We start from the raw sequence: 23,904 nt of genomic DNA, 5'->3' as shown, positions 1-23,904 counted from the left end.
TCGGCGTCAATGCGCAGCCATACTACGTCCTGCAGGGACGCGACGGAAAAGTGTTAGTCCCCCCGCGCGGGTACGACCTAAGCGTACCCGGATTCATCGAGTTCCTCCGCAGCGGCATCGAGGCCTACAACAAGCAGCAATAACACCGCATCCCGGGAGCGTTTTTACAGCCCGGCACAAACGAAAATGCCCGCACGATTTACGTGCGGGCATTTTCAATTCCGGAGGACCGGTCATTTCGGCTCCTTCGCGGTCTCGGCAAACGCCGATTTTACCTCCTGCTCCCGCTGTTGGCGCTCTTTTGCCGTGGGAGCTTCACCCTCTTTGACCATCGCGTCGATGTTACGCTCGAATTTCTCCTCGCAAGGGGTGCATGTCGTCTCTTTGTTCTCTTTCATGGCTTCGAAGAATTTTATGCATTACGGTCCTTTCCCTGCAAATTGCGCGCCGCGGTCGTTTCCGCCCGATCCTGCACAGACCTCTGCATCCGGCTTTTCACAAAACAAACCCGCCGCATAGCCTAAAGATACGAAATAAACGGCTTCCTGATAACCCGGATGCCGATTTTCCGCCGATTTTTCGTACCTTTATCCAAAACCAGGCACCCCGCGGGCTGCCACTATCCACACGCCATGAAAATACGCAAATCGCCGCTTCCGCCCCATTCGATCCTCTCGCAGTACACGGCCGACTACACCGACTGCTTCCGGGGAGAATTTCCCGGCACGGGACGTATCCCGCCGGAGAAACTCATGGCCGCATTCTGGACGACGATGCCCGGCTGGCTGGCATTTCTTTTCAAACTCCGCAACCTGCTGGTCAGGCCTTTCGGGTTGAAGACCGAGACCGACAGCAACCGGGAAGCGCTGAAAGAGGCGCTGGAAAATGGCGAGGGATACGGCATGATGACCGTCGTTGCCAAAACGGCGGACGAGATGGTCGTCAGCCTCGACGACAAACACCTGAAAGCCTGGTTCTCGGTCTGCATCGAAAACCCGAGCATTTACCTCAGTACGCTGGTGCAATACCACAACAAACTGGGAGTCGCCTATTTCACGCTGATCCGCCCGTTCCACAAAATCGTCGTGAAAAGCATGTTCCGGGCAGTGATGCGGACACCGGAACTTCTGATAAAGAAAGAGGCTGAATCTTTCGATTCGGCCTCAAGGTAGCGGGAGAAGGACTCGAACCTTCGACCTTCGGGTTATGAGCCCGACGAGCTGCCAACTGCTCCATCCCGCGATATATTTTTCAGATAAGATCTATCGCTTTTGCGTGTGCAAAGATAAGACGAATTTTTCATTCCGCCAAATTAATTTCAGCAAAATCCGCTCGGCAAGCGACCTGTCGCCTATCTGTCAACCGATTACGGCCTCAAATTATTTTATGGCCGAAACCACAATCTCTGCCAGATCGCGGATTTCGCCTTTCGTGCCGCGCCCGAGGGCCTTCTTGCAGAGCGGACACGCCGTCACGATCACTTCGGCACCCGTGGCGTCGAGCTCTGCGGCGACCGACTGCGCGATGCGGACCTGCTGGCCGTCGGAGATGGCCGTATTGGCCACCGAAGAGCCGCAGCAAAGGGCATTCTCGCGCGTCGAGGCAGGTTCGAGCAGTTCGCCCACGGCCCCGATCACGGCGCGCGGCTCGTCGTAAATGCCGCTGCCGCGCCCCAGTTCGCAGGGGTCGTGGTAAGTGAAGCGCGTAGCCCCGTGTTCCAGCGTAAGGCGGCCGGCACGGATCAGACGCAGGATGTATTCCGAGTGGTGCAGCACCTCGATGCCCGGCAGGCTGTAATCCTCGCGGAAGACTTTGAGACAGATCGGACACGATGTCACGAGCGTCGTGATGCCGTGTTTGCGGAACAGTTCCTCGTTGTAACGCATCATCTTGTGCGCCGAGTCGGTCTCGCCGGCCAGTTTGAGCGGGCGCCCGCAGCAGACGCCGCCTTCGCGGTCGGCCCACCAGACCTCCTCGCCCGCGGCGTCGAAGATCGTCGACATGGCCGACATCGTGCGCGGCGTCAGCAGAGTCATACAGCCCGCAAAATAGCCAACCTTGCCCTCGCCCGCGGAGCGGTCCAGCCCTTTGAAATAGCCGTATCGGCGTTCGTCGGGAACGTTGCGCATCTTGTCGCGCGAATTGATGCGCAGCGTATTGAGGTCGATGTCCACGGGACATTTCTCGACGCAGCGGCCGCACATCAGGCAGTTGTCGGCCGTCTGCAGGCGCAGCATGTTGTAGCGGCGGTCGCGCAGGAAATAGACCGACTGCACGTCGTCGATACCCAGCACGCTCTGCAGCTGGCAGGGGTCGATGCAGATGCCGCAGCGCGAGCAGGCCTCGACCTGGAAATTATCGTAGGAGGACTCCTTTTCGCCCGAGCGCAGTTTATAGTGACGTAAGAAGATCAGCGGAATTTCCGTAAAGATGTGCATGTAGCGCGAGAACGGCAGCGCCACGAAGAAGACCCCGAGACACGACGAATAGAACCACCAAGCCGCGGTTTCGAGATTCATCAGCGGCATCATGCCGATATGTGCGGCCATCCATGCCCCGAGGCCACCGGTGAGGAATCCCCCGCCGCCGTACAGCGCGCACGTGGCGCTCTCGGCCACCAGACGCGCCGGGAAGATGAACCACAGCGCCGACAAGGCCACGCGGTCGCCCAGAACGTGCTTCGTGGTGCGCCGCAGCCCCATCGCCCGGGAGTAGAAGCGCTTGCCCCAGGCCAGCGCCACGCCCGAGAGGACGAACAGCAGCAGCAGGTCCATCACGAAATCGAAGGCGGGCTTGTGTTCGAGTCCCGTGCCGAAATATTTGAAAAAGACATGTCCCTGCAACGGCACATAGCGGAAACCGAGGTAGGCAATGGTCTCGATCCACCCCACGGCGATCAGCAGGAACCACCCGAAGGCCAGCGACATGTGCATGTAGCCCAGCAGGGGATTGACCCGGAAGATGCGGCGGTGGAGCAGCGACTCGCTCACCACCTCCCACGCCGCGGCCAGGGTGCGGCGCGTGGGCAGTCCGAACAGAATCCGTTTCTTGTCGGCGCGGGGCAGCAGCCAGAGCCACTTGCCCCACTTCCACGCCAGGGTGAGGAACATCACCGAGGCGCCGAGGATAAACGGTATGCAGAATGGTGCGTAGAAAGTCATCGTCAGAAATCCCCCAGTTTACGTTTGATAAGCATCACCACGCCGCGCGTGTTGATGCCCCGCGGGCACACCAGCCGGCATTTGCCGCACAGCATGCATTTGTTCATCTCCTCGTAGGCGCCCTGATACTCGCCGCGGCGCACCAGCGTATGAACCTTGCGGAAGTTGAACTCCGTGAGGTTGCCCGCCGTGCAGACCGCCGTGCAGGCCCCGCATCCGATGCAGGTCTGCAGTTCGGGCATCTCGTGCAGAATCTCGTCGCTCTTGCGCAGGTTGTTGCGGTCGATGTCGATGGCCCGGGGCTTGGAGATCGTATATCCGAAATTGATCGCCGCCATGATTATATCCCCACGTATTTGGCCGCGGCATCGGCCGCAGCGATTCCTTCGTTCAGCGATTCGCCGATGTTCTTGGGCGCCGAAATCGTCCCGGCGTAGAAAATGCCCTCGACGTTGCTCTTCACATTGCCCAGAAACATGTCGCGCGGGGCCATGAAGCCGCTCGGGGCGCGGTTCAGCCCGGCGCTCCCGGCAAAGGCCGCATTGTCGTCGTTGGCCCGCATGCCCACGATCAGGATCAGCATGTCGACGCTCATGCGCAGCGGACGGCCCGTCAGCGTGTCCTCGGCTTTGATCTGCACCCGTCCGTCGATCATCGGGCTAGCCTCGGAGATACGTCCGCGCAGGAAATGGATGTTGTATTTCTGCTGCGCCTCGCGGTACATCTCCTCATAGCCGGGTCCGAACATGCGGATATCCATGTAGAAATTGAAGACGTCGGCCTCGGGAAAGAGCTGCTTCATCTCCATCGCCTGCTTCACGCCCGTGATGCAGCACACCTTCGAGCAGTGCTGCTGGCACACCTTCTCGTCGCGCGAGCCCACACAGTGCAGAAACGCAATGCGTTTGGGGCGCGATCCGTCGGACTTCGCCACGCGGCCCTCGTTCAGCATCCGCTCGACATCGACCGTCGTGAAGACGTTGTCGTAGATGCCGTAGCCGTACTCCTCTTTGATCGAGGCGTCGAAAAGCGTGAAGCCCGACGCCACCACCACCGAATCGCACGTCAGCGTGCGTCCGTCGGAGAGCGTCACCGAGTTCTTCGTAAAGCCGGTGACCTCAGCGGAGGTCAGCACCTCGATGCCGCACTCGTTGACCCTCCGGCGCAACTCGGTCAGCACCTCCTGCGCCGGGGTGAACGACGGGAACAGCACGTGCCATCCCCGGAGCTTGCCGCCCAGTTCGGCCTCTTTCTCGATAATCGTGGGCTCGACGCCCTGCTCCGCCAGACGCAGGGCCGTCTGCATGCCCGCGACGCCGCCGCCTATGACTATTACCTTCTTCTTCATTACTCTCTGATGTCGTAAATGGTATCCGTCGGGCAGCAGTTGACCACCGCCGACGCGGGTTTTCCGATATATTTTCCGTTGCGGCCCAGGTATTTGGCCGCGGGGTCGTATTCGACGCCCATCTTGTCGAGCAGGGGTTCCACGTCGACCTGGTGCATCTGCATCCCCAGCTCCCAGGGATCGTAGCCCAGCACCAGCCCGGCCATCTCCTCGTAGGTCAGCACCGGGATTCCGTGGCCGTTCTGGCCGTAGGTCGTGCCCTCCATCTCGGCGATGGTGTACTGCCACTTGTCGAGGAACATCGCGCAGCCGGGACAGTTGGCAACGATGAAATCGGGTTTGTAGGGAGCCATGCTCTCCAGCTTCTTGTGCGAATTGGCGATCGAATAGCCGCGGTTGGCCTGCACGAGGTAGTTGCGGAAGCCGAAGCCGCAGCAGTGGCGGCGTTCGGGATAATCCACGCATTCGCCGCCCCACGACTCGACCATGCCGGCCAGCACATAGGGAAATTCCGATCCCCCGATGCCCGATTTCGGGAATATCTTGGCGTAATGGCAGCCGATGTGCTCCACGACCTTCAGCGGTTCGCCCGTGACGGCGTTCACCAGCCGTTTTTTGGCCCGCGCGGCGATCTCCTCGCGGAAATGGAACACGACATCCGACGTATGGGCCAGACTCGCGGGCTTCCGGAACTCGCGTTTGGTGGCCTTATAGAGGTTCTCGCGGGCCTTCTCCTCGGTCTCGGGGAACTCGTGCCACGTGGCCAGAATCTCCGAATAGACGCCGAACGAGGTGATGCACGACGACACGAGGTTCTCGTACCCCGCCTCGGTCATCAGCGCGAACTGCCGCGCCACGACGGTCATGATGGTCTCCAGCGGCACGATGTCCGAGTGGTAGCCGATGCCCGTGCACGAAGAGTGCAGCGGGTCGTCCGTGAGGTCTTTCCCCAAATCGTTGCGCAGCATGTCGATGAAAAATTTCTCGCTCCCGGGAAAGAAATTCTGCCGGATGCAGCTGCGGGCATAATAATAGTGGTCGTCGGCGATCTCCTTCTGGTAGTCCTGCCAACTCTTTCGCTTCATCGTCATCGTTAGTAATGCTCGTTACTGTTATTCAGGAAAACATCCATCATGTACTGCTGGTCGGCGCCCTCCTCGTAACCCAGTTCACGGGCCTTGCGGTCGGAGTGCCGCTCGATGGAGTCGAACATCTCGCTGCCACCGCTGACTTTGAAGATTTCGTTGATCTCGGCGAGCGACTCCTCGTCCAGCCGGCGCAGGGCCCCGGCACCGTGACGCATGTAGACGGGCGTGAACTGGCCGTAAACCTCCTTGTCGTTGTCGTAAATCCATTTCCAGACGGTGCCCTGCTCGGGGTGCAGTTCGGGTTTGACCAGCCGCGGAACGATGCAGTAACCCGTGCGGAGAATGTTCTCGCCGATGATGCGCTTCAGGGCCAACTGCTGACGGCCCTTCTCGCTCTCGACGAAGAAGCCCAACTTCTGCGACAGCGTGCGAAGCGCCTGGATCACATAACCCGGCGTATTGCCCCGCGGACAGCGCGGACGGCACGACATGCATTCGCCGCAGTACCAGATCGTATCGCTTTTGAGCAACTCCTCGATGGCGTCGTCGTCGCGTGTCTGGACGATGCAGACGATCTGCCGCGGATCGTAGTTGTAGAACTCCGCCGCGGGGCAGACGCCCGTACAAACGCCGCAGTTCATGCACGCATGAAGGCCCTCCTTCATCCGCACGTCTTCCATGAGCATGTCGAAATATTTTCCCATACCTATATACAAAAAAACCTTTGCACTGCAAAGGTAGGGAATCCGCCCGAGCCGGGCGGTGGTATAAATGCGTAATTTACCGCCGTTCGTAGAGTTCGAAGGCGAAGGCGAAGGGATAGTCCTTCCCGCAGGGGAACGATTCGGACGACACCGGCCGCCAGTCGGCTTCGTCCCATGCGGGAAACACCGTATCGCCCTCGTAAGCGCGGAAAACGCGCGTCAGGTAGAATCTCCGGGCCAGCGGCAGGGCCTCGGCATAGATTTGGGCACCCCCGATCACGAACACCTCTTCGTCCTCCGGAAACAGCCGCACGGCCTCCTCCAGCGAATGCACGACCCGGCAGCCGGGAATTTCGAGCTGCCGGCGGGTGATGACGACATTGGTGCGGTTGGGCAGCGGCCGCCCGAGCGACTCGAACGTCTTGCGGCCCATGATGACCGGATGGCCCGTCGTCACGGATTTGAAATGCTTCAGGTCTTCGGAAATGTGCCACAGCAGGGCATTTTTGTCTCCGATAACGCCGTTTTCGGCAACGGCAACGATGATTGAGATCATAGGGTTCAGAATGACATCGGGGCTTTGATCGCCGGCCACGGGTCGTAGCCTTCGAGCGTGAAATCTTCGTAACGGAAGTCGAAAACCGACTTCACGGCGGGGTTCAGCCGCAGGCGCGGCAGCGGACGCGGTTCGCGCGCAAGCTGTTCGTCGACCTGCTCCAGGTGGTTCAGGTAGAGGTGCGTGTCACCCAGCGTATGAACGAACTCGCCGGGTTTCAGACCGCACACCTGCGCCATCATCTCGGTCAGCAGGGCGTAGGAGGCGATGTTGAACGGCACGCCCAGAAACGTGTCGGCGCTGCGCTGGTACAACTGGCACGAAAGCCGCCCTTCGGCCACATAGAACTGAAACAGCACGTGACACGGCGGCAGGGCCATCGCGTCGACCTCCGCGACGTTCCACGCCGAAACGACGATGCGCCGCGACTCGGGGTTGGTGCGGATCATTTCGACGGCCTGCGCGATCTGGTCGACAGCGCCCCCGTCGGGGCGGGGCCACGAACGCCACTGGTAGCCGTAGACGTGGTTCAGGTCGCCGAAGCGGTAGCCCTCGATCGGCGACTCGACGCCCGCAGCCGCGAGGAAAGTCTCCCGGTCGACGGGCAGCACTCCGTGGCGCACGCACAGTTCGTTGTAATAGCGGTAAGCGTCGTTGTCCCAGATATGAACCCCGTTTTCGACGAGGTATTTGATATTGGTGTCCCCCTGCAGGAACCACAGCAGTTCGTGGACCACCCCTTTCAGAAAGACTTTCTTGGTCGTCAGCAGGGGGAATCCCTCCGCCAAGTCGAAGCGCATCTGATGACCGAAAACGCCTTTGGTGCCGGTTCCCGTGCGGTCGCCCCGCACGACGCCTTCGGCTTTGATCCGGCGCAGCAAATCGAGGTATTGTTTCATGATTCCAATTTTAGAAGCCGCATTTCGCCCGCCGCATCCAGCACGGCATACGAGGGACTCTTCTCCCAGCAGCCGAGGTTCACCACGTGCAGCCTCTCCTCGCGGCATTCGCACGGGAAGTGCATGTGTCCGAAGACGAAATGATCGACATCGTGCGTCGCGGCGTACTGCCGCGCGTAGTCGACCAGCGGCTCGGTGAGCGAGGCATTGAAACCGCCCCCGCGGCCGGTCCGCACAGCCTCCTCGTCGGCGGCGTTGTGCCGCTTGCGCGACTTGCCGCTCCACCAGTGGCCGAACTTCAGCGCCAGGTCGGGATGCACGCCCCACGAAAAGAGCCATTTCAGCGTCCGCGACCGGAATATCCGGTTCAGAAGTTTCAGCATCGGCTGTCCGTCGATGTTCATGTTGTCGCCGTGGGCGATAAATACTTTTCGGCCCGCAAGCGTCATCACCTGCGGGGAGGTGTGAATCTTCACCCCGCACTCGCGCGTGAGGTAGTCGCCGACCCACATGTCGTGATTGCCCGTGAAGAAGACCACCCGCACGCCCCGGTCCGTCAGCTCGGCCAGCTTGCCCAGCGTCCGCACGAAGCCCTTGGGCGCCACGCGGCGGTATTCGAACCAGAAATCGAAGATGTCCCCGACCAGGAATATCGCCTCCGCATCGCGGGACACCGCGTCGAGCCACGCCACGAAGCGCCGTTCGACCGCCCGTGCGGATTGCTCGTCACCCGCCCCCAAATGTATGTCGGATGCGAAATAATACATAACAGATTCTATTCGGTTTATTCCACTGCAGAACGCTCTCCCGGGTTGTTCCCACGGCGTACCGCCGTGTTTACAGATCTGACCCACCCCCGCACCCCCGCCTCGGCGGGGGCTGGAGTGCCGCAAGCGGCAAGTCGCGTTTCCGAAAGCGGATATTATTTTGTCAGTTCGTCCAGTTTCTCTTCGAGGCTCTTGCCGTAGATGTCCCGCGCAACGATCGTACCCTCCTTGTCGATCAGGAAGTTGGCCGGGAGTTTCCGCACGTTGTAGAGCCCCAGCGCCGAGGAACCGCGCCCGCGCAGGTCGCTCACCGAAACCCACGGCAACTGCTGTTCCTGAACGGCATTGATCCACAGCGGTTTCGACGTATCGATCGCCACCTGGTAGACCTCGAACCCGACGGGAGCGTCTTCGTATTTCTTATAGATCTCTTTCAGGTCGGCGTTCAGCGCATTGCTCGAACCCAGCTCCGCGGACCAGAAGTCCAGCAGCACGACCTTGCCCGTAAGCGACGAAAGGCGGATTTTCTTGCCGTAGATGTCCGTCAGTTCGAGGTCGGGATACCCTGCCTCGGAAATTTGCGACGTCAGGCTGTTGCGCGCGTCCATGCGCGCGATCTCGGCCAGCAGCGACGGAAGGTAGGGCGAATCGGGATAGCTCTTTTCGAGGGCCTCGGCCACCGTGCGGAAGTAGACCACATCGCTGTCGCCGTTGAACAGGTAACGGTCGCCCGGAAGACGCTGGTAGAGGGCGTAGACCGCCGCCAGCGACGCTTTGTTCTCGATGATGAACCGCAGCTGCTCGCGGCGGATGCGGTAGTATTCGGCCGTATACTCCTCGACCAGCGTCTTGCGTTCCTCCTCCGTGAGGTCCGGCTTAGCGAATTGTGCGGCGATGTTGTCCAACCGCTGAGCCCCCGTGACGAAAGCCTGGTAGAACTGGCGCAGCAACTCCGACTCGGCGGAACCCTCGACCGTATAGTTGCGCACGACGCTGCCCACCGAGCCGACCGTCACACGGTCGCCCCCGGCGATAAGCAGCGGAATCCGCTCGCCGTTGTAGATGACATTGTACAGGGAAGGCGTCGCGGACACCCCTTTCAGCTCGAAACGGTAGCTGCCGTCATTGCCGAGCACGGCCGAGTCGATGAGCGCCTGCTTCAGCGGAGAGGCGTTTTCCAGATAGACATTCTTCGCATCGCTGCCGATGAAACGGCCCGAAATCTTCACTTTCGACGACTGGCAGCCGCACATCAGAGCAGCGGCCGTGAGCGTCACGAAAAGCGTTTGCTTATTCATTTACGATCGTTTTCGCAGTTATTAATACACAAAGATAGCAAAAAACACAATGGTTCCAAACCCGAATAACACACGGTTCTGCCAAACCATCCGACCCCTAAAAGTGTCGTTACGACACCAAAGATACGAAAAAACCGGATGGTTCCAAATCCGAATCGCGTGCGGCTCCGTAAAACGTCCCGACCCCTAAAAGGGTCGTTACGACCCCGACACCCTACTTCGAGGAGTTGCGGTGCGGGCCGTTGTTTTTCGTAAAATTCCGGTGCTGCTGGCCGCGGTTTTTCTGCTGCCGCTGCTGATGGGGCGGACGGTGCTGCTGCGCCCCCTTTTGGGGACGCGACGAAAAGGGCTGTTTATAGTCGCTTCGGAGATTGTTTAAGGCAACTTCATCAATTTGGATCGTACCTCCGGACATCCGTTTGATGTCTTTTACGATCACTTCGTTGTTCGGGTGCTCCTGGTTGTATTCGTAGCTCTTCGTACGCATGTAACGTGCCAGATTGTCCACCGTCCGCGACACCGTCCGCGGGTCGCGTTCGTCGGCCAGACTGCGGATTGCACGCTCGACATATTTGCCGTAATGTTTGAAAGTGATCCGCCCCTGCGAATAGGCCATGCGGCGGGGCGTGACGATCAACTCCTGACGCGACGGCTGCGGATAGGGTGAGTCCACATCCAACTGAAAATCAGACATGATGAAGAGGTGATCCCACAGCTTGTGGGTGAAGTCGGCCGTGTCGCGCAGCAGGGGGTTCAGATTGCCCATCACGGCGATCACGGCCCGGGCCTGGCGGTTGCGCTCGCGGCGGTCCTCGATCGCCAGCAGCGAGTCGATCATCTCCTGGATATGACGCCCGTATTCGGGCAGGTACAGCTTGCGCCGCGTGTAATTATAGTTCTTTCTCATAAATCGTATTTGCGGTCGTTTGCGTTGCTCCGATTCGTCCGCCGGACCTTCCGGCAGGGCTTTCGCAATAGACCTGTTCAGGATGTTTTTCAGGACCTTCCCCTGCGGCGGGCGAAACCCCTCGGGATTGGTTTTACGCCGCAGAAAACCCTAACTTTGGGACACAAGCAGTGCAAACCGGACATCCGGGCGCCGCCTGCCCGAGCCGAAGATCGACTTGGCAAAAGTAGGTAAAATTTCAGGAAAAACAAGCTATGGCAAAGGTTTTAATTTTGGATCACTCAAAAAGCGTGCGAAACATCCTGCGCGAACGATTGGAGTATGAAGGATTCTCGGCGGAAGCCGTTGAAGACGAGGCGACAGCTTCGGATATGTGTGAGAAGGTGCCGTTCGACCTGATCATTTCGGACACCGGATGCAAGGTCCCCGATGCCGGCATTCCGTTCATAGCCCTCTCGGCCGACGCGTCGGTCGACTCGGCGGTGGAGGCCGTGCGCAACGGCGCACAGGATTTCCTCACCAAACCCATCGACATGAACCGCCTGATGCAATCCATCCACCGCACCATTGAGAACCCCGCGCCCGCACCCGCAGCGCCCGCACCCGTCGTGCGCCGCAGCCGCCGCGCGCGTCCCGCCGAGGCCGAACACATCATCGGCATCTCGCCCGAGATCGAACACGTCCGGCAGCTGATCGACAAGGTGGCCCCGTGCGAGGCCCGCGTGCTCATCACCGGTGAGAACGGCACGGGCAAAGAGCTGGTGGCACGCTGGCTCCACGCCAAGAGTTCGCGTGCGGCGGCGCCGTTCGTCGAGGTCAACTGCGCGGCCATCCCCTCGGAACTGATCGAAAGCGAGCTTTTCGGCCACGAACGGGGTGCCTTCACCTCGGCCATCAAACAGCGCAAGGGCAAGTTCGAGCAAGCCGACGGCGGCACGCTCTTCATGGACGAGATCGGCGACATGTCGCTGGCGGCGCAGGCCAAGGTGCTGCGGGCGTTGCAGGAGAGCCGCATCAGCCGCGTGGGCGGCGACAAGGAGATCGAGGTCGACGTGCGGGTGATCGCCGCCACGAACAAGAACCTGCGCGAAGAGATCAAAAAGGGCAATTTCCGCGAGGACCTCTACCACCGCATCGGGGTGATCGTCGTGCGGGTCCCGGCGCTGCGCGAACACGCCGCCGACATCCCCACGCTGGTCGACCATTTCGTGCGCACCATCTCGGCCGAATACGGCGCACGGCCCAAGCCCGTCGACCCGGCGGCCCTCGAGGCGCTGCGGCAGATGCCGTGGACGGGCAACATCCGCGAGTTGCGCAACGTCGTCGAACGCCTCATCGTCCTCTCCGGGGAGCGCATCACCGCCCGCGACGTGAAAGAATACTATTAAGGCCGATGCAGCAGGCACTTTTACCGTCATAGCGAAGCCCGCCGGCGTAAGGTACCGGCGGGCTTCGTTATTCCGAGCGAACGGAGTGAGCGCGGGAATCTGATGGAGACGTTGCAAGGTCCCGGGCTCCAATCAGATTGCCGCGTCGGGCTTGCGCCCTCCTCGCAATGACGTAAACGGCGGGAGCGCAGAACCGGATGGAGAGCGTTCCAGCAGGCCATCGCCCCTAAAACCGCCTCTTAGGTGGGCCGGCTCTTAGCCGGGCGGACCTACAACAGCTCCAACAACTGCGCCGGGCGGTCGACGATGTGCACAGCCCCGGCCCCGACGAGCTCCTGCCGGTCGCGGAAACCCCACGTCACGCCCGCCGAGCGCACGCCCGCAGCAGCCGCGGTCTCGATGTCCACGCCCGAATCGCCGACGTAGAGCACCTCCTCACGGGCCGTGCCCGTCAGCGTCAGAATCTCCTCCACGACCGCCGGCGAGGGTTTCAGGGGCACACCGGGCCGCTGTCCGAAGACCGCTGCGAACGCCACCCCGGGAAAGAACAGCCGCACGAGTTTCTCGGTCCCGGCCTGGAACTTGTTCGACGCCACGGCCAGCGATACGCCCCGACGCACGAGTTCGGCGACCAGCTCCGGAATCCCCGCGTAGGGCTTGGTATGGGCGTCGATATGCTCGGTGTAGTATTTCACGAAATCGGCGCGCACCGCGGCCACCGTCTCCGGCGTGCGCATCGGCTCGGGCAGGGCGCGTTCGACGAGCCGCATGATGCCGTTGCCGACGAAATGACAGTACTCCGCATAGGAGTGTTCGGGAAGACCCCGCAGAGCCAGCACGGCGTTGCAGGCCACGGCCAGATCGCCGATGGTGTCGAGCAGCGTGCCGTCGAGGTCGAAGATGACGAGTCGGGTTTTCATTTTTTCCGTTTTATTTTCCAGCCGACCGCCGCCACGAGCAGCGACATCAGCGGCGAGACGATATTGAAGATGCAGTAAGGCATGTAGACGAACGTCGAGACGCCGAGCACCGTGGCCTGCGTCATGCCGCACGAGTTCCACGGGATCAGCACCGAGCATACCGTGGCGGAATCCTCCACCGAGCGGCTCAGCAGCCGCTCCTCCAGCCCCCGGTCGGCATAGAGGTCGCGGAAAAGCCGCCCCGAAAGGATGATCGAAATATACTGGTCGGCGGTGCAGAGGTTGAAGAAGATGCCTGCGCCGACGGTCGAGGCCACGGCCGAAAAGGTCCGGCGCACCCACCGCAGGAAGATCGCCGTCAGCGACCGCAGCATGCCGCTGCCGGTCATCACCCCGCCGAAGCACATGGCGCAGATGATGAGCCACACGGTGTTGAGCATGCCGGCCATGCCCCGCGTGGCGACGAGTTCGTCGAGCTGAGGCGTTCCCGTAGGGATGGCCGTGGGGCCGAAGCAGGTCATCAGCACCCCTTTGAACCCCGACATGAAATCCAGCTCCGCGACGCCCGCCACCCGGGCCACCGTTTCGGGCTGGGCCAGGAGCATCGCCGCGCAGGCGAAGACCGCGGCGCAGAAGAGCGTCACGATGGCCGGAAGTCTCCGGGCGATGAGTATTCCGGTGGCCAGCGGCACCACGAGGAGCCAGGGCGAGATTCGGAACGTCGCCGCCAGCGTCTCGGCATACATTTCAGCGTGGGTCGAGGCGCCGTGTTCGAGCGAGAGCCCCGCGACGGTGAATACCCCGAGTGCGACGAGCATCGACGGCACGGTGGTATAGAGCATGTAGCGTATGTGGGTGAATACCGGGACACCGACGGTCGAGGAGGCCAGCACCGTGGTGTCGGACAACAGCGAGAGCTTGTCGCCGAAATAGGCCCCCGAAATGATGGCTCCTGCGATCCAGCCTTCGGGAAATCCCATCGCCTGCCCGACGCCCATCAGGGCTACGCCGATGGTGGCGATGGTTGTCCACGAGCTGCCGGTCATCAGCGACACCACGGCGCAGATGACGCACGATGCGACGAGGAAAAACGACGGATGGAGTATCTGCAACCCGTACCAGATCATCGTCGGGACCACGCCCGAGACCATCCACGTACCGGCGATTGCGCCGATGAGCAGCAGGATGACGATGGCCGAAGCCGATGCGCGGATGTTGTCGATAATGGCCTCTTCGAGCACGGCCCAGCGGCAGCGATAGATGCCGATGGAGAGCATCACGCAGACCGATGTTGCCGACAGCAGGGCGATCTGGCTTCCGCCGTTGATGGCGTCGCCGCCGAATGCGCGGATCACCACATACAGCAGCCCGGTCAGCACCGCCAGCGGAATGGCCGACACCCAGGGCGACGGCAGTTTTTCGGAATTTTGCTTCATCGTATTTCCGGATTGAACTTTTATGCGGGGCAAAAGTACAAAAATTCGCCGAATTTCCCAGGTTGAAAAGCCGTTAACCGCGGGCTTTGCCCGCGAGGATTTACAGTCCTGTCGGAGTGCGGACGAAAGTCATTCCGATCGAACGAAAGTGAGCGTGGGAATCCGATGGAAGCGTCGTAAGGCCCCGGCTTCCAATCGGATTGCCGCGTCGCCTGCGGCTCCTCGCAATGACGTAACAGCGCAAAACCGGATGGAGTGCATCCCGAAGCAACCGTCGCGTCCTGAAACCCGTCTCTCAGGCGGGGAGGAGTGAACGGTTCCGGCCTTATCGTATGCCAAATGTGTTTTTCGGGACACAACCTTTCGTTTTTTCCGTTTTTCTGCTTAACTTTGGTAGAACATCAAACGCGCAAACAGATGAACGTATTCCGCAAAGTGATCCGGTTCTATGTCGAAGGGTTCCGCGAAATGACCGTGGGACGCACCCTTTGGGCCATCATCCTCGTGAAACTTTTCATCATGTTCGCCGTGCTGAAGGTCTTCTTCTTCCCCGACCTGCTCGCAGGCAAAAGTCCCGAAGAAAAAGCCGATTACGTCCTGGAAAACCTCGCTCCCCCGGCTTCGGGAACGGAGCCCTCAATCCAATAACACCCCGCTATGCTTTCCGACTACCTATCAACCATCGACTGGTCGCGTGCGCAATTCGCCATGACGGCCATCTACCACTGGCTGTTCGTCCCGCTGACGCTCGGGCTGGGCTTCCTGATCGCCATCATGGAGACCCTCTACGTGCGCACGAAGGACCCGTTCTGGCTCCGGACCACGAAATTCTGGATGCGCCTGTTCGGCATCAACTTCGCCATCGGCGTGGCCACGGGGCTGATCCTCGAATTCGAGTTCGGCACCAACTGGTCCAACTATTCGCACTTCGTGGGCGACATCTTCGGCGCCCCGCTGGCCATCGAGGGCATCTTCGCCTTCTTCCTCGAATCGACCTTCATCGCCGTGATGTTCTTCGGCTGGCGCAAGGTTTCGAGCGGCTTCCACCTCACGGCCACATGGCTCACGGCCATCGGGGCCAACCTCTCGGCGTGGTGGATTCTGGTGGCCAACTCGTGGATGCAGTACCCCGTGGGCTGCGATTTCAACCTCGAGACCGTGCGCAACGAGATGAGCTCGTTCTCGGCCGTAGCGCTGTCGCCCGTGGCCGTCAACAAGTTCTTCCACACCGTCACCTCGTCGTTCGTGCTCGCGGCGCTGTTCGTCGTGGGCGTCTCGGCCTGGTACCTGCTGCGCCGGCGCGAGCAGCAGATGGCCCGCAAGAGCATCGCCATCGCCTCGGCCTTCGGATTCGTTTTCGCCCTGGTCACGGCCTTCACGGGCGACCGTTCGGGGGCCATCGTGGCCCGCGTGCAGCCCATGAAGCTGGCCGCGCTGGAAGCCCTCTACGAAGGGCGGGAGGGCGCGCCGCTCACCGCCGTGGGCGTTCTGCGCCCCGAGGCGGAACGAACCAATGACGACAACGCTTTCTATTTCAAAATCGACATCCCGAAAATGCTCTCGCTGATGAGCTTCCGCGACGCCGACGCCTTCGTGCCGGGCATCAACGACCTGGTCTACGGCAACGAGGAGCGCGGCATCCTGTCCGCCGCCGAGAAGATGGAACGCGGACGCGTGGCCGTGGACGAGCTGGGGCGTTACCGCGCCGCGCGCGAGGCGGGCGACACGGCTGCCATCGCGGAGACAGCGTCCAAATTCGACCGCTCGACGCCCGAGGGCGAAGCGTTCCTGCGCGACCATTTCGCCTACTTCGGCTACGGATACCTCGACCGCCCCGAACAGATCGTTCCCAACGTGCCGCTGCTGTTCTACTCGTTCCGGGTGATGGTCGGCGCCGGGTGCTTCTTCATCCTGCTGCTGGGCCTCGTATGGTGGCTCAACCGCCGCGACCGCCTCGCCGACAAGCGCTGGCTGCTGTGGGTGGCCGTGTGGACGGTCCCGCTGGCCTACCTCGCCTCGCAGGCCGGATGGATCGTGGCCGAGGTCGGACGCCAGCCGTGGGCCATCCAAGACCTGATGCCCGTAGGCGTCGCGGCCTCGAAAATCCCCAGCGGCTCGGTCGCCGTGACGTTCTTCCTCTTCCTGGCGCTCTTCACCGCGCTGCTCATCGCCGAACTGAGCATCCTGTTCCGACAAATTAAGATAGGCCCTAAAAACGACTAAACCATGGATACTATTACACTACTCCAACACTACTGGTGGTTCATCATTTCGCTTTTGGGAGCCCTGCTGGTCTTCCTGATGTTCGTGCAGGGCGGACAGGCGTTGTTGTACAACGTCGGCCGCACGGAGGAGGAGCGCAACATGCTCGTCAACTCGCTGGGCCGCAAGTGGGAATTCACCTTCACGACGCTGGTGACGTTCGGCGGGGCGTTCTTCGCCTCGTTTCCGTTGTTCTACTCCACGTCGTTCGGCGGGGCGTTCTACGTCTGGATGGCCATTCTCTTCTGCTTCGTGCTGCAGGCCGTGGCCTACGAATACCGCCGCAAACCCGCCAACGTCTTCGGCGAGCGGACTTTCAACGCCTTCCTGCTGATCAACGGCATCCTGGGGCCGCTGCTGATCGGCACCGCCGTCGGGACTTTCTTCACGGGGGCGGAATTCACCGTCGACCGTCTCAACCTGGCCAACCAGGGCGGTGCGGCGGTCATCTCGCAGTGGGCGACGCCGTGGCACGGCCTGGAAGCCGTCGCCGGGTGGCGCAACGTGCTGCTGGGCGTGGCGGTGGTCCTGCTGGCCATGACGCTCGCATGCCAGTACTTTCTGAACAACATCGACGACGAGGTGATCCGCCGCCGCTCGCAAAGCCGCATGCGGCTGTTCGGTGTGCTGTTCGTGGTCTGCTTCGTGGCATGGCTCCTGACGCTGGTCCTCGCCGACGGATGGGCTGCGGACGCCGCGGGCAAGATCTCGGTAGAGCCTTACAAATACCTCCGCAACCTGCTCGAAATGCCTTACGTCACGGTCGTACTGCTCCTCGGCGTTGTTTCGGTGCTGTGGAGCATCCGGCTCGGCTGGCACGGCAGCCGCCGTGCGGTATGGTTCGGAGGCGCCGGCACGGTCCTCACGGTGCTGTCGCTGCTCCTGCTGGCCGGGTGGAACGGCACGGCCTACTACCCTTCGCTGACGGACATGCAGTCGTCGCTGACGATTTCGAACTCCTCGTCGAGCCTCTTCACGCTTAAGACGATGGCGTGGGTGTCGCTGTTCGTGCCGTTCGTGGCGGCCTACATCTGGTACGCCTGGCGGGCCATGAACCGCCGCCCGATCACCCGCGAGGAGATCCGCGGCGACGACCACCAGTATTAACCACGAGTTTGCGCTTAAACGAAGCGGGACGCCAACCGGCTTTTGATCAGTGCGGTGCAGATGTCGTGCATCGTAAAGAACGGGGCGGATGGATAGTACTCACGTACATTCCATTCGCCCCGTTCAAGGGATGTGCGGCAGGTGCGCCGCAATCATCGAAAACTATTCCCCGAAGGGGAATTGGTTCTGGTGCACATCCTCGAACCGCATGCCCTTCTCGTAGGTCTTCATCGCGCGGCGCGACATACCCATCGACGAGAATCCGCCGTCGTGGTAGAGATTCTGCATCGTCACCTTGCGCGTGAGGTCCGAGAAGAGCGTCAGCACATAGTCCGCACAGTCCTCGGCCGAAGCGTTGCCCAGCGGGGACATGTTGTCGGCGAACGACATCAGGTCGCCCAGCCCCAGCACGCCGCTTCCCGCGGTGGTCGGCGTCGGCGACTGCGACACGGTGTTGATACGCACATGCTTCTCACGGCCGTAGATGTAGCCGAAACTGCGGGCGATCGACTCCAGCAGCGCCTTGGCGTCGGCCATGTCGTTGTAGCCATAGAGCGTGCGCTGGGCCGCGATGTACGAAAGCGCCACGATCGACCCCCAGTCGTTGATGGCGTCCTTCTTGCGGGCCACCTGAATGGCCTTGTGGAACGAAATGGCCGAAATATCGAGCGTCTTGGAGAGGAAATCGTAATCCAGGTCGTCATAGGTGCGGCCTTTGCGGACGTTGGGCGACATGCCGATCGAGTGAAGCATGAAGTCGAACTTGCCGCCGAAATGCTTCATCGTCTTGTCGATGAGGTTTTCAAGGTCCTCGACGCTCGTGGCGTCGGCCGGGACGACGATCGTGTTGCACTTCTCGGCCAGCTGCGAGATGGTTCCCATGCGGATAGATACGGCAGTATTGGTGAGGACGATCTCGGCGCCCTCCTCCACGGCGCGCTCCGCTACCTTCCAGGCAATGGATTGCTCGTTCAGAGCTCCGAAAATAAGTCCCTTCTTTCCTTTCAATAAATTGTATGCCATCGTAATTTGGTTTAAAAATTCGGGCAAATATAACAATTTTTTTTCATTCGCCCATCCGAAGTCCCGGTCATTTCCCGGAGGCTTCGGATTTAATCAGCGTTCCGGAAGGGGTCATATAAATCGTGTAGCGAACATCCTTGCCGACCATCGTGACCGTATAGACATCCGTGTCATGCTGCCGGCGGCGTATGATTTTCGATTCGTCCACAGGGATCATCCCGACCACCCGGGCTATCGTTTGCCGAACTTTTTCCGGGAGTTTCACATACGTCAGCGCCTCGCTCTGCTCGGCAGTCAGCTCCACGCCCCCGGCATCGAACGTGCGCGAGGTCACCAGCATGTGCCCGGGCCCCAGGTAACGGGTCGTCCGGACGAGGAATCCACCCTTCCGTCGCAGTTCGGCCCGGTCGATCAGTTCACCGCCGAGCGCACGCACGATCTTCGCCTGCACCTCCGGCGACAACTGCCGACCGACAAAATTTTCCAACACCGACCGACAGCCTTCGAACGGCTCACCGTGTCCGCCGAAGCCCTGCATCCCGGTCTGCGGACCGGCCTTGCGGGCCACCATCAGCCGGCGTTCGACCCCCTCGACGCAACGGCCTTCCGGCATAGCGAGGCGGGGTTTCAGCCAATAGACGCCCTCCCTGCGGGGCATGACGAAAGTCATCACGACCGCTTCGGCACCGCCCGCGGCAACCTCGACCGCGGTCTCTCGCACCGAAAGTTCCCGCCCCGAGGCGTCGGCCACCGCGACTTCGAGCCGCACCCGCTGCGGAGAGTCGGTGTCGTTCCAGACCCAAACCGTCTTCGCATAACTTCCGCCGGGCCGGTAGAGCATCTTCTCCTTGTACCACTCCCGGGCCTGATTCATCTCGACAGAGCTCCCGACCGGCTCGTTGAGCCGCGCAAGAACCCGCAGGTTGGGCTGGGGAGTCAGCGAGTCGGCCAGATTCCCCAAATAATAACTGTGTCCGTTCACCGCCCCGCTCAGCAGCGCGAAAGGCGCCCACGCCTGCACGCGGCGCGAACGGTAGAAGGTCCCCAGGTCAGCATGGATGTCGGCCTGCAACTGCTCGATCTCGGGCAGCGTATAGAAATAGAGCCCCCAACCGCTGGCCGTGCGACTGGTTTTGAAGTTCTCCCGCGGTTCCAGATCGCCCCGCTCGTTGAGCCACAGGCGGCAGGACTCCAGCACGGTCGAAGGCCTGGCGTCGCTGACCGGATGCACCGGCGTATCGACGATCGTTTCGGAATATTCGTAAATATGGCGGGCATCGAAATCGTCCTCGCCCCACAGCCGCGTCGGATCATACCGCCGCAATTCGGCCTTCAGCACTTCGAGCTTCACATTGCCTTCGTTCTCCTGATCCCAGACAACGATCGACGGATGGTTGACATTCTGCTCCACCCAGCGGCGAAATTCCGTTTCGGTCTGCACGAGGTCTTCGCCCACGGGCTCGTCGTCGTGCATGAAGCGCCATTCGTCCTGAATCATCAACCCCACTTCATCGGCGATGTCATACCACTTATTATAGGCGTGGCCCAGGTGAATGCGCAGGTAGTTGAACCCGTAATCCTCAACCGCCGCACGCAGGAAGCGGCGTATCCACGCTTCGTCGAACATCACACCCGCCCAGCGGTTCAGGGCCCGCTGAAAGGCGATGTTCTCGGCCCGGAACAGCGTTTTGCGACCGTTGACCAGCACATCCCGCCCCTCGACACGAATATCGCGGAACCCGAAGGTCTCGGTCCGGCAATCCGCAGAACGGTCGTCTGCAAGAATGAAGTTGAACTGATAGAGCTGCGGATCGCCCTCGCGGCCCGGCGTCCAGGGCTCGAGCATCGGAGTCGGAATCCGGAAGGTAAATTCGGCCACGCTGTCCGCCGGGATCGACAACGAACCCAGCCGGGCCTCGCAGACGACGGGAATTTCGTCGAAACCGTTCTCCAAATCATACCGGCAGTCGTTGATCGTCACCCGGGCCTTCATTTTCCGGGGCCCGTCGCCGAAGTTGGCCACGCGCGCCGTGCAGACCACCACGCTGTCGGCTACGTCGGGCAGCAGTTTCAGGTGCCGGACCGTCACGTCGTGGGTCAGGCAGAGGGTCACATCGTCGCAGATGCCCGGAGCCCGCGAGTTGCGCCACCACTCCGACGAATTGTCCTTCGAGGGAAACGAAGCCGTATTCCAGCTTCCCACGCGCACCACCAGCCTGTTGGGACCGTTGAAATCGAGCGCCCGCGTCACGTCGAACTCGGCGTGCGAATAGGTGCAATGGGCGTCGTAACCGATCTCCACGCCGTTCAGGATCACCAGCGCGTTGTATTTGGCCCGGATGCGCAGCAGGGCGTGCGTATAATTGGCGTTGTCGTAGCCGTCGTGCGGATTCGAAAGGTCGAACTCCGTAGCGTACCACACATAGTCATAACCCACGTCGTCTTTCAGCCGCGTGGCGTCGAAATCAATGCCCGGTGCGGGCTCGGCCTGCGACATCACGCCCGGCACGGGAACGGTCGAGGGATAGGTGTCGGGCTGCGTTTCCGAGACGGCTGCCTGCCAACGTCCGTTGAGCGAAAGGGTCCGGCTCGTCTGCGCCTGCACGGCGCCGAGCGCAAAAACAAGGAGGAGGGTGAATAAATTCCGTTTCATTTATCGGGTAATGCTTTTCTTAGTTTTACAAGGGACAGCCCGGACAACGGTTTCGGCGGATGCAAGTCCGTCTGCCGAGACCCGGACGCGGATTTCGCCCGGCTCGCCGGTCGGCCGGACCACGTTCGAGACGGGCATGTCGATATAGAGCGATCCGATGCGGGCGGCTTCGTCGCCGAACTGCGAGACGTATTCCGCGGGCCCCACCAGCGTTGCGGGACCTTCGACCTCCCAGCGCACGGTATTGCGGGCTCCGTAAATATGATTCCCGGCCTTGTCCGCGATGTCGGCCGTCACGATGAACACTCCGCCGGGCGCGGCATCCACCGTCGCATGCGACGAGATCAGCGTCAGCCGCTCCGCGGGACCCGCCATCGGCACGACGCACTCCGCCACCTGCACGCCGCCGTTGCGGCCCACCACGCGCAGCGGCGCATTGCGCACCCCGACATCGCCGAATGTCACCGAACGGCGGTTCTCCGCCGACGGACGGAGCACGCCGCAGCTCTTTCCGCCGACGAACAGCTCCACCTCCTCGCAGTTGGAATCCACGACCAGCGGACGCCGCTGCCCGATGTACTGCCGCCGCCAGTAATGGGGCATCACGAAGACCATCGGTTTTTCGGCATAGTTCGCCTGCCAGAGGTAATAGGCATATTTAGGCACGCGGTAGCTGTCGACCCACCCTTTCGGATTGTAGTGCAGCAGCGGGGCATTGCGGTATTCACGGTCGCAGCCGTGGTCCTCGTAGAGCCAGACCATCAGGTTGGGCTGGTCGATACGGTCCTCGTCGCTGCCGGGTTTCTTGCCCCGGAGCGCGATCTGATGGCGGAACTCGTCGTTCGAGGTCCATTGCTGGTTATCGGGCCGCAGGGGTTTCTCATCGTCGCCGTACCAGCCGCGCACGGCGCAGCGGAGCATCTTCGACATACGCAGTTCCCTGGGTGTGATGTCGACGAACCGGCCGCCCGAGCCTTCGCAATGGCGGCAGGTGATGAAATGTCCGGGGGACTCCATGTAAGCCCAGCGGGAGTCGGCGGCCCGGTCCGTCTCGTCGCCCATGTCGAAGAGCAGGACCGAAGGGCTGTTCCGCAGGCGGCGGACCATCTCGACGGTCTGCATCCACTGCGCCTCGGGCGAGAAGGGACGGTTCTTGACGTTGGGAAGTTCGGCAAAGGTGATGAGCCCCAGCGAATCGGCCAGCGCAAAGACCTCGGGGCCGGAACAATACTGACCGGGACGCAGCGCCGTGCAGTTCAGGTTGCGCTTCATGTCCAGCAGGTCCATGCGGTGGATGAAATAGGGAATGGCGTCGCCCAGCCACGGATATTCCTGATGGCGGTTGAAGCCCTGAATATTGACGGGTTGGCCGTTGACGTACAGCCGCCGCTCGTCGTGATTCCACGTGAAGGTCCGGATGCCGAACACGGTTTCGTAACGGTCGCAGGTCCTACCGCCGGCCGTCACCGTCGAAACCACCTTATATAAATCGGGCGAAGCAGGCGACCAGCGTTTCGGACCGGCGATCTCGAACTCCTCGTCGTAAAGCGCCGTCTCCTGCGGGCGGATCTCCTGCGGAGCGCTCGCTGCCGCCACGACCCGTCCGTCGCCATCGACGATCGCGGTGGTGAGCTCCACGGCCTGCCGCTCGGCGCGTTCGTTGCGCACCCACGTGCGCACCCGGACCCGCGAAACGGAGTCGGAAAGATTTTCGGTCGTGACGTGCGTGCCTCCTTCGTGTTTGTACGATCCCTGAAACGGAATGAATACGTCGTCCGTGGCGACCAGACGCACGTTGCGGTAAATGCCGCCGTAGAAATTCCAGCACCCGGCATCCATCGGAGGCACCCGCTGGGGATCGGTCTGCCGGTTCGAAACTTCCAGTACGAAGAGATTGTCCCCGTCGCAGTCGACATAGTCGGTCAGTTCGAAATAGAAACAGCCGTAACCGCCCAGGTGCTCGCCGATGAGTTTGCCGTTCATATAGGCCAGGCAGTTCTTCATCACGCCGTCGAACTCGATGAAGAGCTTGCGGCCGCGCATCCCGGGCCGCAGGGTAAAATGCTTGCGGTAAAAGCCCTTGCCGTCCCACCAGTAGGGATTGTCCTTGGCATGGGGCGAGGCGATGAAAGGATGCAGTTCGCCCGTCGTTTCGTAGGTCTGCCACGTGTGGGGCACCGACACGGACTTCCAGCCGGCATCGTCATAACCGACCTGCGCCTGCGGCGGAATGCCCTTCACGGGTTTGGCTGTCGCCTCTTTGTAGGAAAAGAGCCAGTCGTCATTGGCATCTTCGACCTGACGCTGGGCGGCGGAGGTCATCCACAGGACCAGCGCCGGGACACACAGCAATATTCGCAAAGTTCTCATTCGGGTTCGTATTCTGA

The 23,904-nt window shown here is 61.2% G+C and carries 21 protein-coding genes and 1 tRNA gene; 5 read left to right on the top strand and 17 right to left on the bottom strand.

What is annotated here, in order from left to right:
- Window positions 1–233: 233 nt before the first annotated feature.
- A complete protein-coding gene (locus tag BLU78_RS14135) occupies window positions 234–398 on the bottom strand; it encodes a hypothetical protein (protein ID WP_010266373.1) in 165 nt (54 codons plus the stop codon).
- 234 nt (window positions 399–632) lie between these two features.
- On the opposite strand from BLU78_RS14135, the gene BLU78_RS10175 reads away from it, so the two are divergent.
- On the top strand, window positions 633–1,172 hold the full coding sequence (locus tag BLU78_RS10175) for a DUF2867 domain-containing protein (protein ID WP_010266375.1): 540 nt from the start codon (window positions 633–635) through the stop codon (window positions 1,170–1,172).
- Here BLU78_RS10175 and BLU78_RS10170 read toward each other — a convergent pair.
- From BLU78_RS10170 to BLU78_RS10120, 11 genes are all read right to left on the bottom strand, one after another.
- Window positions 1,170–1,242 (bottom strand) — tRNA-Met (locus BLU78_RS10170). The two genes, BLU78_RS10175 and BLU78_RS10170, sit on opposite strands and share 3 nt — an antisense overlap.
- A gap of 137 nt (window positions 1,243–1,379) precedes the next feature.
- Window positions 1,380–3,161, bottom strand: a complete 1,782-nt coding sequence (locus BLU78_RS10165) for a (Fe-S)-binding protein (RefSeq protein WP_010266378.1) — start codon at window positions 3,159–3,161, stop codon at window positions 1,380–1,382.
- Between the two features lie 2 nt (window positions 3,162–3,163).
- The gene (locus BLU78_RS10160) at window positions 3,164–3,499 is read right to left on the bottom strand and encodes a 4Fe-4S dicluster domain-containing protein (protein WP_010266381.1); all 336 of its coding nucleotides are present in this window, start codon (window positions 3,497–3,499) and stop codon (window positions 3,164–3,166) included.
- 2 nt (window positions 3,500–3,501) lie between these two features.
- Window positions 3,502–4,509 carry an FAD-dependent oxidoreductase gene (locus tag BLU78_RS10155; RefSeq protein ID WP_010266382.1) on the bottom strand — a complete coding sequence of 336 codons (1,008 nt, stop codon included), beginning with the start codon at window positions 4,507–4,509 and terminating at the stop codon, window positions 3,502–3,504.
- Entirely contained in the window at window positions 4,509–5,600 is a 1,092-nt protein-coding gene (locus BLU78_RS10150; RefSeq protein WP_010266385.1) for a CoB--CoM heterodisulfide reductase iron-sulfur subunit B family protein, read from the bottom strand. Before BLU78_RS10150 ends, BLU78_RS10155 begins: the two co-directional genes overlap by 1 nt.
- 2 nt (window positions 5,601–5,602) lie before the next feature.
- Window positions 5,603–6,301, bottom strand: coding sequence for a 4Fe-4S dicluster domain-containing protein (locus tag BLU78_RS10145; RefSeq protein ID WP_010266388.1), 699 nt, complete (start codon window positions 6,299–6,301; stop codon window positions 5,603–5,605).
- Between the two features lie 76 nt (window positions 6,302–6,377).
- Window positions 6,378–6,857 carry a dihydrofolate reductase gene (locus BLU78_RS10140; RefSeq protein WP_010266391.1) on the bottom strand — a complete coding sequence of 160 codons (480 nt, stop codon included), beginning with the start codon at window positions 6,855–6,857 and terminating at the stop codon, window positions 6,378–6,380.
- Between the two features lie 5 nt (window positions 6,858–6,862).
- The gene (gene thyA / locus BLU78_RS10135) at window positions 6,863–7,756 is read right to left on the bottom strand and encodes a thymidylate synthase (protein ID WP_010266393.1); all 894 of its coding nucleotides are present in this window, start codon (window positions 7,754–7,756) and stop codon (window positions 6,863–6,865) included.
- Window positions 7,753–8,523: a UDP-2,3-diacylglucosamine diphosphatase gene (locus BLU78_RS10130; protein WP_010266396.1), complete on the bottom strand. Its 771-nt coding sequence runs from the start codon at window positions 8,521–8,523 to the stop codon at window positions 7,753–7,755. Before BLU78_RS10130 ends, thyA begins: the two co-directional genes overlap by 4 nt.
- Window positions 8,524–8,678: 155 nt before the next feature.
- The gene (locus tag BLU78_RS10125; RefSeq protein ID WP_010266398.1) at window positions 8,679–9,821 is read right to left on the bottom strand and encodes a TlpA disulfide reductase family protein; all 1,143 of its coding nucleotides are present in this window, start codon (window positions 9,819–9,821) and stop codon (window positions 8,679–8,681) included.
- Between the two features lie 214 nt (window positions 9,822–10,035).
- Window positions 10,036–10,728, bottom strand: coding sequence for a DUF4290 domain-containing protein (locus BLU78_RS10120; RefSeq protein WP_010266401.1), 693 nt, complete (start codon window positions 10,726–10,728; stop codon window positions 10,036–10,038).
- 254 nt (window positions 10,729–10,982) lie between these two features.
- Here BLU78_RS10120 and BLU78_RS10115 point away from each other — a divergent pair, with 254 nt between their 5' ends.
- Window positions 10,983–12,116 carry a sigma-54-dependent transcriptional regulator gene (locus BLU78_RS10115; protein WP_026020867.1) on the top strand — a complete coding sequence of 378 codons (1,134 nt, stop codon included), beginning with the start codon at window positions 10,983–10,985 and terminating at the stop codon, window positions 12,114–12,116.
- A 269-nt stretch (window positions 12,117–12,385) separates the two neighbouring features.
- Here the strand turns inward: BLU78_RS10115 and BLU78_RS10110 are convergent, their stop codons facing one another.
- Both BLU78_RS10110 and BLU78_RS10105 read right to left on the bottom strand, forming a co-directional pair.
- Window positions 12,386–13,036 carry an HAD family hydrolase gene (locus BLU78_RS10110; protein ID WP_010266409.1) on the bottom strand — a complete coding sequence of 217 codons (651 nt, stop codon included), beginning with the start codon at window positions 13,034–13,036 and terminating at the stop codon, window positions 12,386–12,388.
- The gene (locus BLU78_RS10105) at window positions 13,033–14,472 is read right to left on the bottom strand and encodes a Na+/H+ antiporter NhaC family protein (RefSeq protein ID WP_010266412.1); all 1,440 of its coding nucleotides are present in this window, start codon (window positions 14,470–14,472) and stop codon (window positions 13,033–13,035) included. Before BLU78_RS10105 ends, BLU78_RS10110 begins: the two co-directional genes overlap by 4 nt.
- 417 nt (window positions 14,473–14,889) lie before the next feature.
- Here BLU78_RS10105 and BLU78_RS10100 point away from each other — a divergent pair, with 417 nt between their 5' ends.
- From BLU78_RS10100 to BLU78_RS10090, 3 genes are read left to right on the top strand one after another with little or no spacing between them, the layout of a single operon-like run.
- A complete protein-coding gene (locus BLU78_RS10100) occupies window positions 14,890–15,120 on the top strand; it encodes a DUF4492 domain-containing protein (RefSeq protein ID WP_010266415.1) in 231 nt (76 codons plus the stop codon).
- A 9-nt stretch (window positions 15,121–15,129) separates the two neighbouring features.
- Window positions 15,130–16,695 carry a cytochrome ubiquinol oxidase subunit I gene (locus tag BLU78_RS10095; protein ID WP_010266417.1) on the top strand — a complete coding sequence of 522 codons (1,566 nt, stop codon included), beginning with the start codon at window positions 15,130–15,132 and terminating at the stop codon, window positions 16,693–16,695.
- 3 nt (window positions 16,696–16,698) lie between these two features.
- Window positions 16,699–17,841 (top strand): cytochrome d ubiquinol oxidase subunit II, encoded by a 1,143-nt coding sequence (locus BLU78_RS10090; RefSeq protein WP_010266418.1) that lies wholly within the window; start codon window positions 16,699–16,701, stop codon window positions 17,839–17,841.
- A gap of 162 nt (window positions 17,842–18,003) precedes the next feature.
- Here BLU78_RS10090 and BLU78_RS10085 read toward each other — a convergent pair whose 3' ends face one another.
- The 3 genes from BLU78_RS10085 to BLU78_RS10075 all read right to left on the bottom strand — a co-directional run bounded on the left by BLU78_RS10085 (window position 18,004) and on the right by BLU78_RS10075 (window position 23,887).
- Window positions 18,004–18,864 carry an enoyl-ACP reductase FabI gene (locus BLU78_RS10085; RefSeq protein WP_026020868.1) on the bottom strand — a complete coding sequence of 287 codons (861 nt, stop codon included), beginning with the start codon at window positions 18,862–18,864 and terminating at the stop codon, window positions 18,004–18,006.
- A gap of 67 nt (window positions 18,865–18,931) precedes the next feature.
- Window positions 18,932–21,517, bottom strand: a complete 2,586-nt coding sequence (locus BLU78_RS10080) for a glycoside hydrolase family 2 TIM barrel-domain containing protein (RefSeq protein ID WP_010266426.1) — start codon at window positions 21,515–21,517, stop codon at window positions 18,932–18,934.
- Window positions 21,518–23,887 carry a glycoside hydrolase family 2 protein gene (locus BLU78_RS10075; RefSeq protein WP_231291030.1) on the bottom strand — a complete coding sequence of 790 codons (2,370 nt, stop codon included), beginning with the start codon at window positions 23,885–23,887 and terminating at the stop codon, window positions 21,518–21,520.
- Between the last annotated feature and the right edge of the window lie 17 nt (window positions 23,888–23,904).

The sequence above is a fragment of the Alistipes timonensis JC136 genome, from assembly GCF_900107675.1.
Taxonomy (GTDB): Bacteria; Bacteroidota; Bacteroidia; order Bacteroidales; family Rikenellaceae; genus Alistipes; species Alistipes timonensis.
Note: the sequence above shows the minus strand (reverse complement) of the source record. Positions and strands in the feature narration are given on the sequence as shown.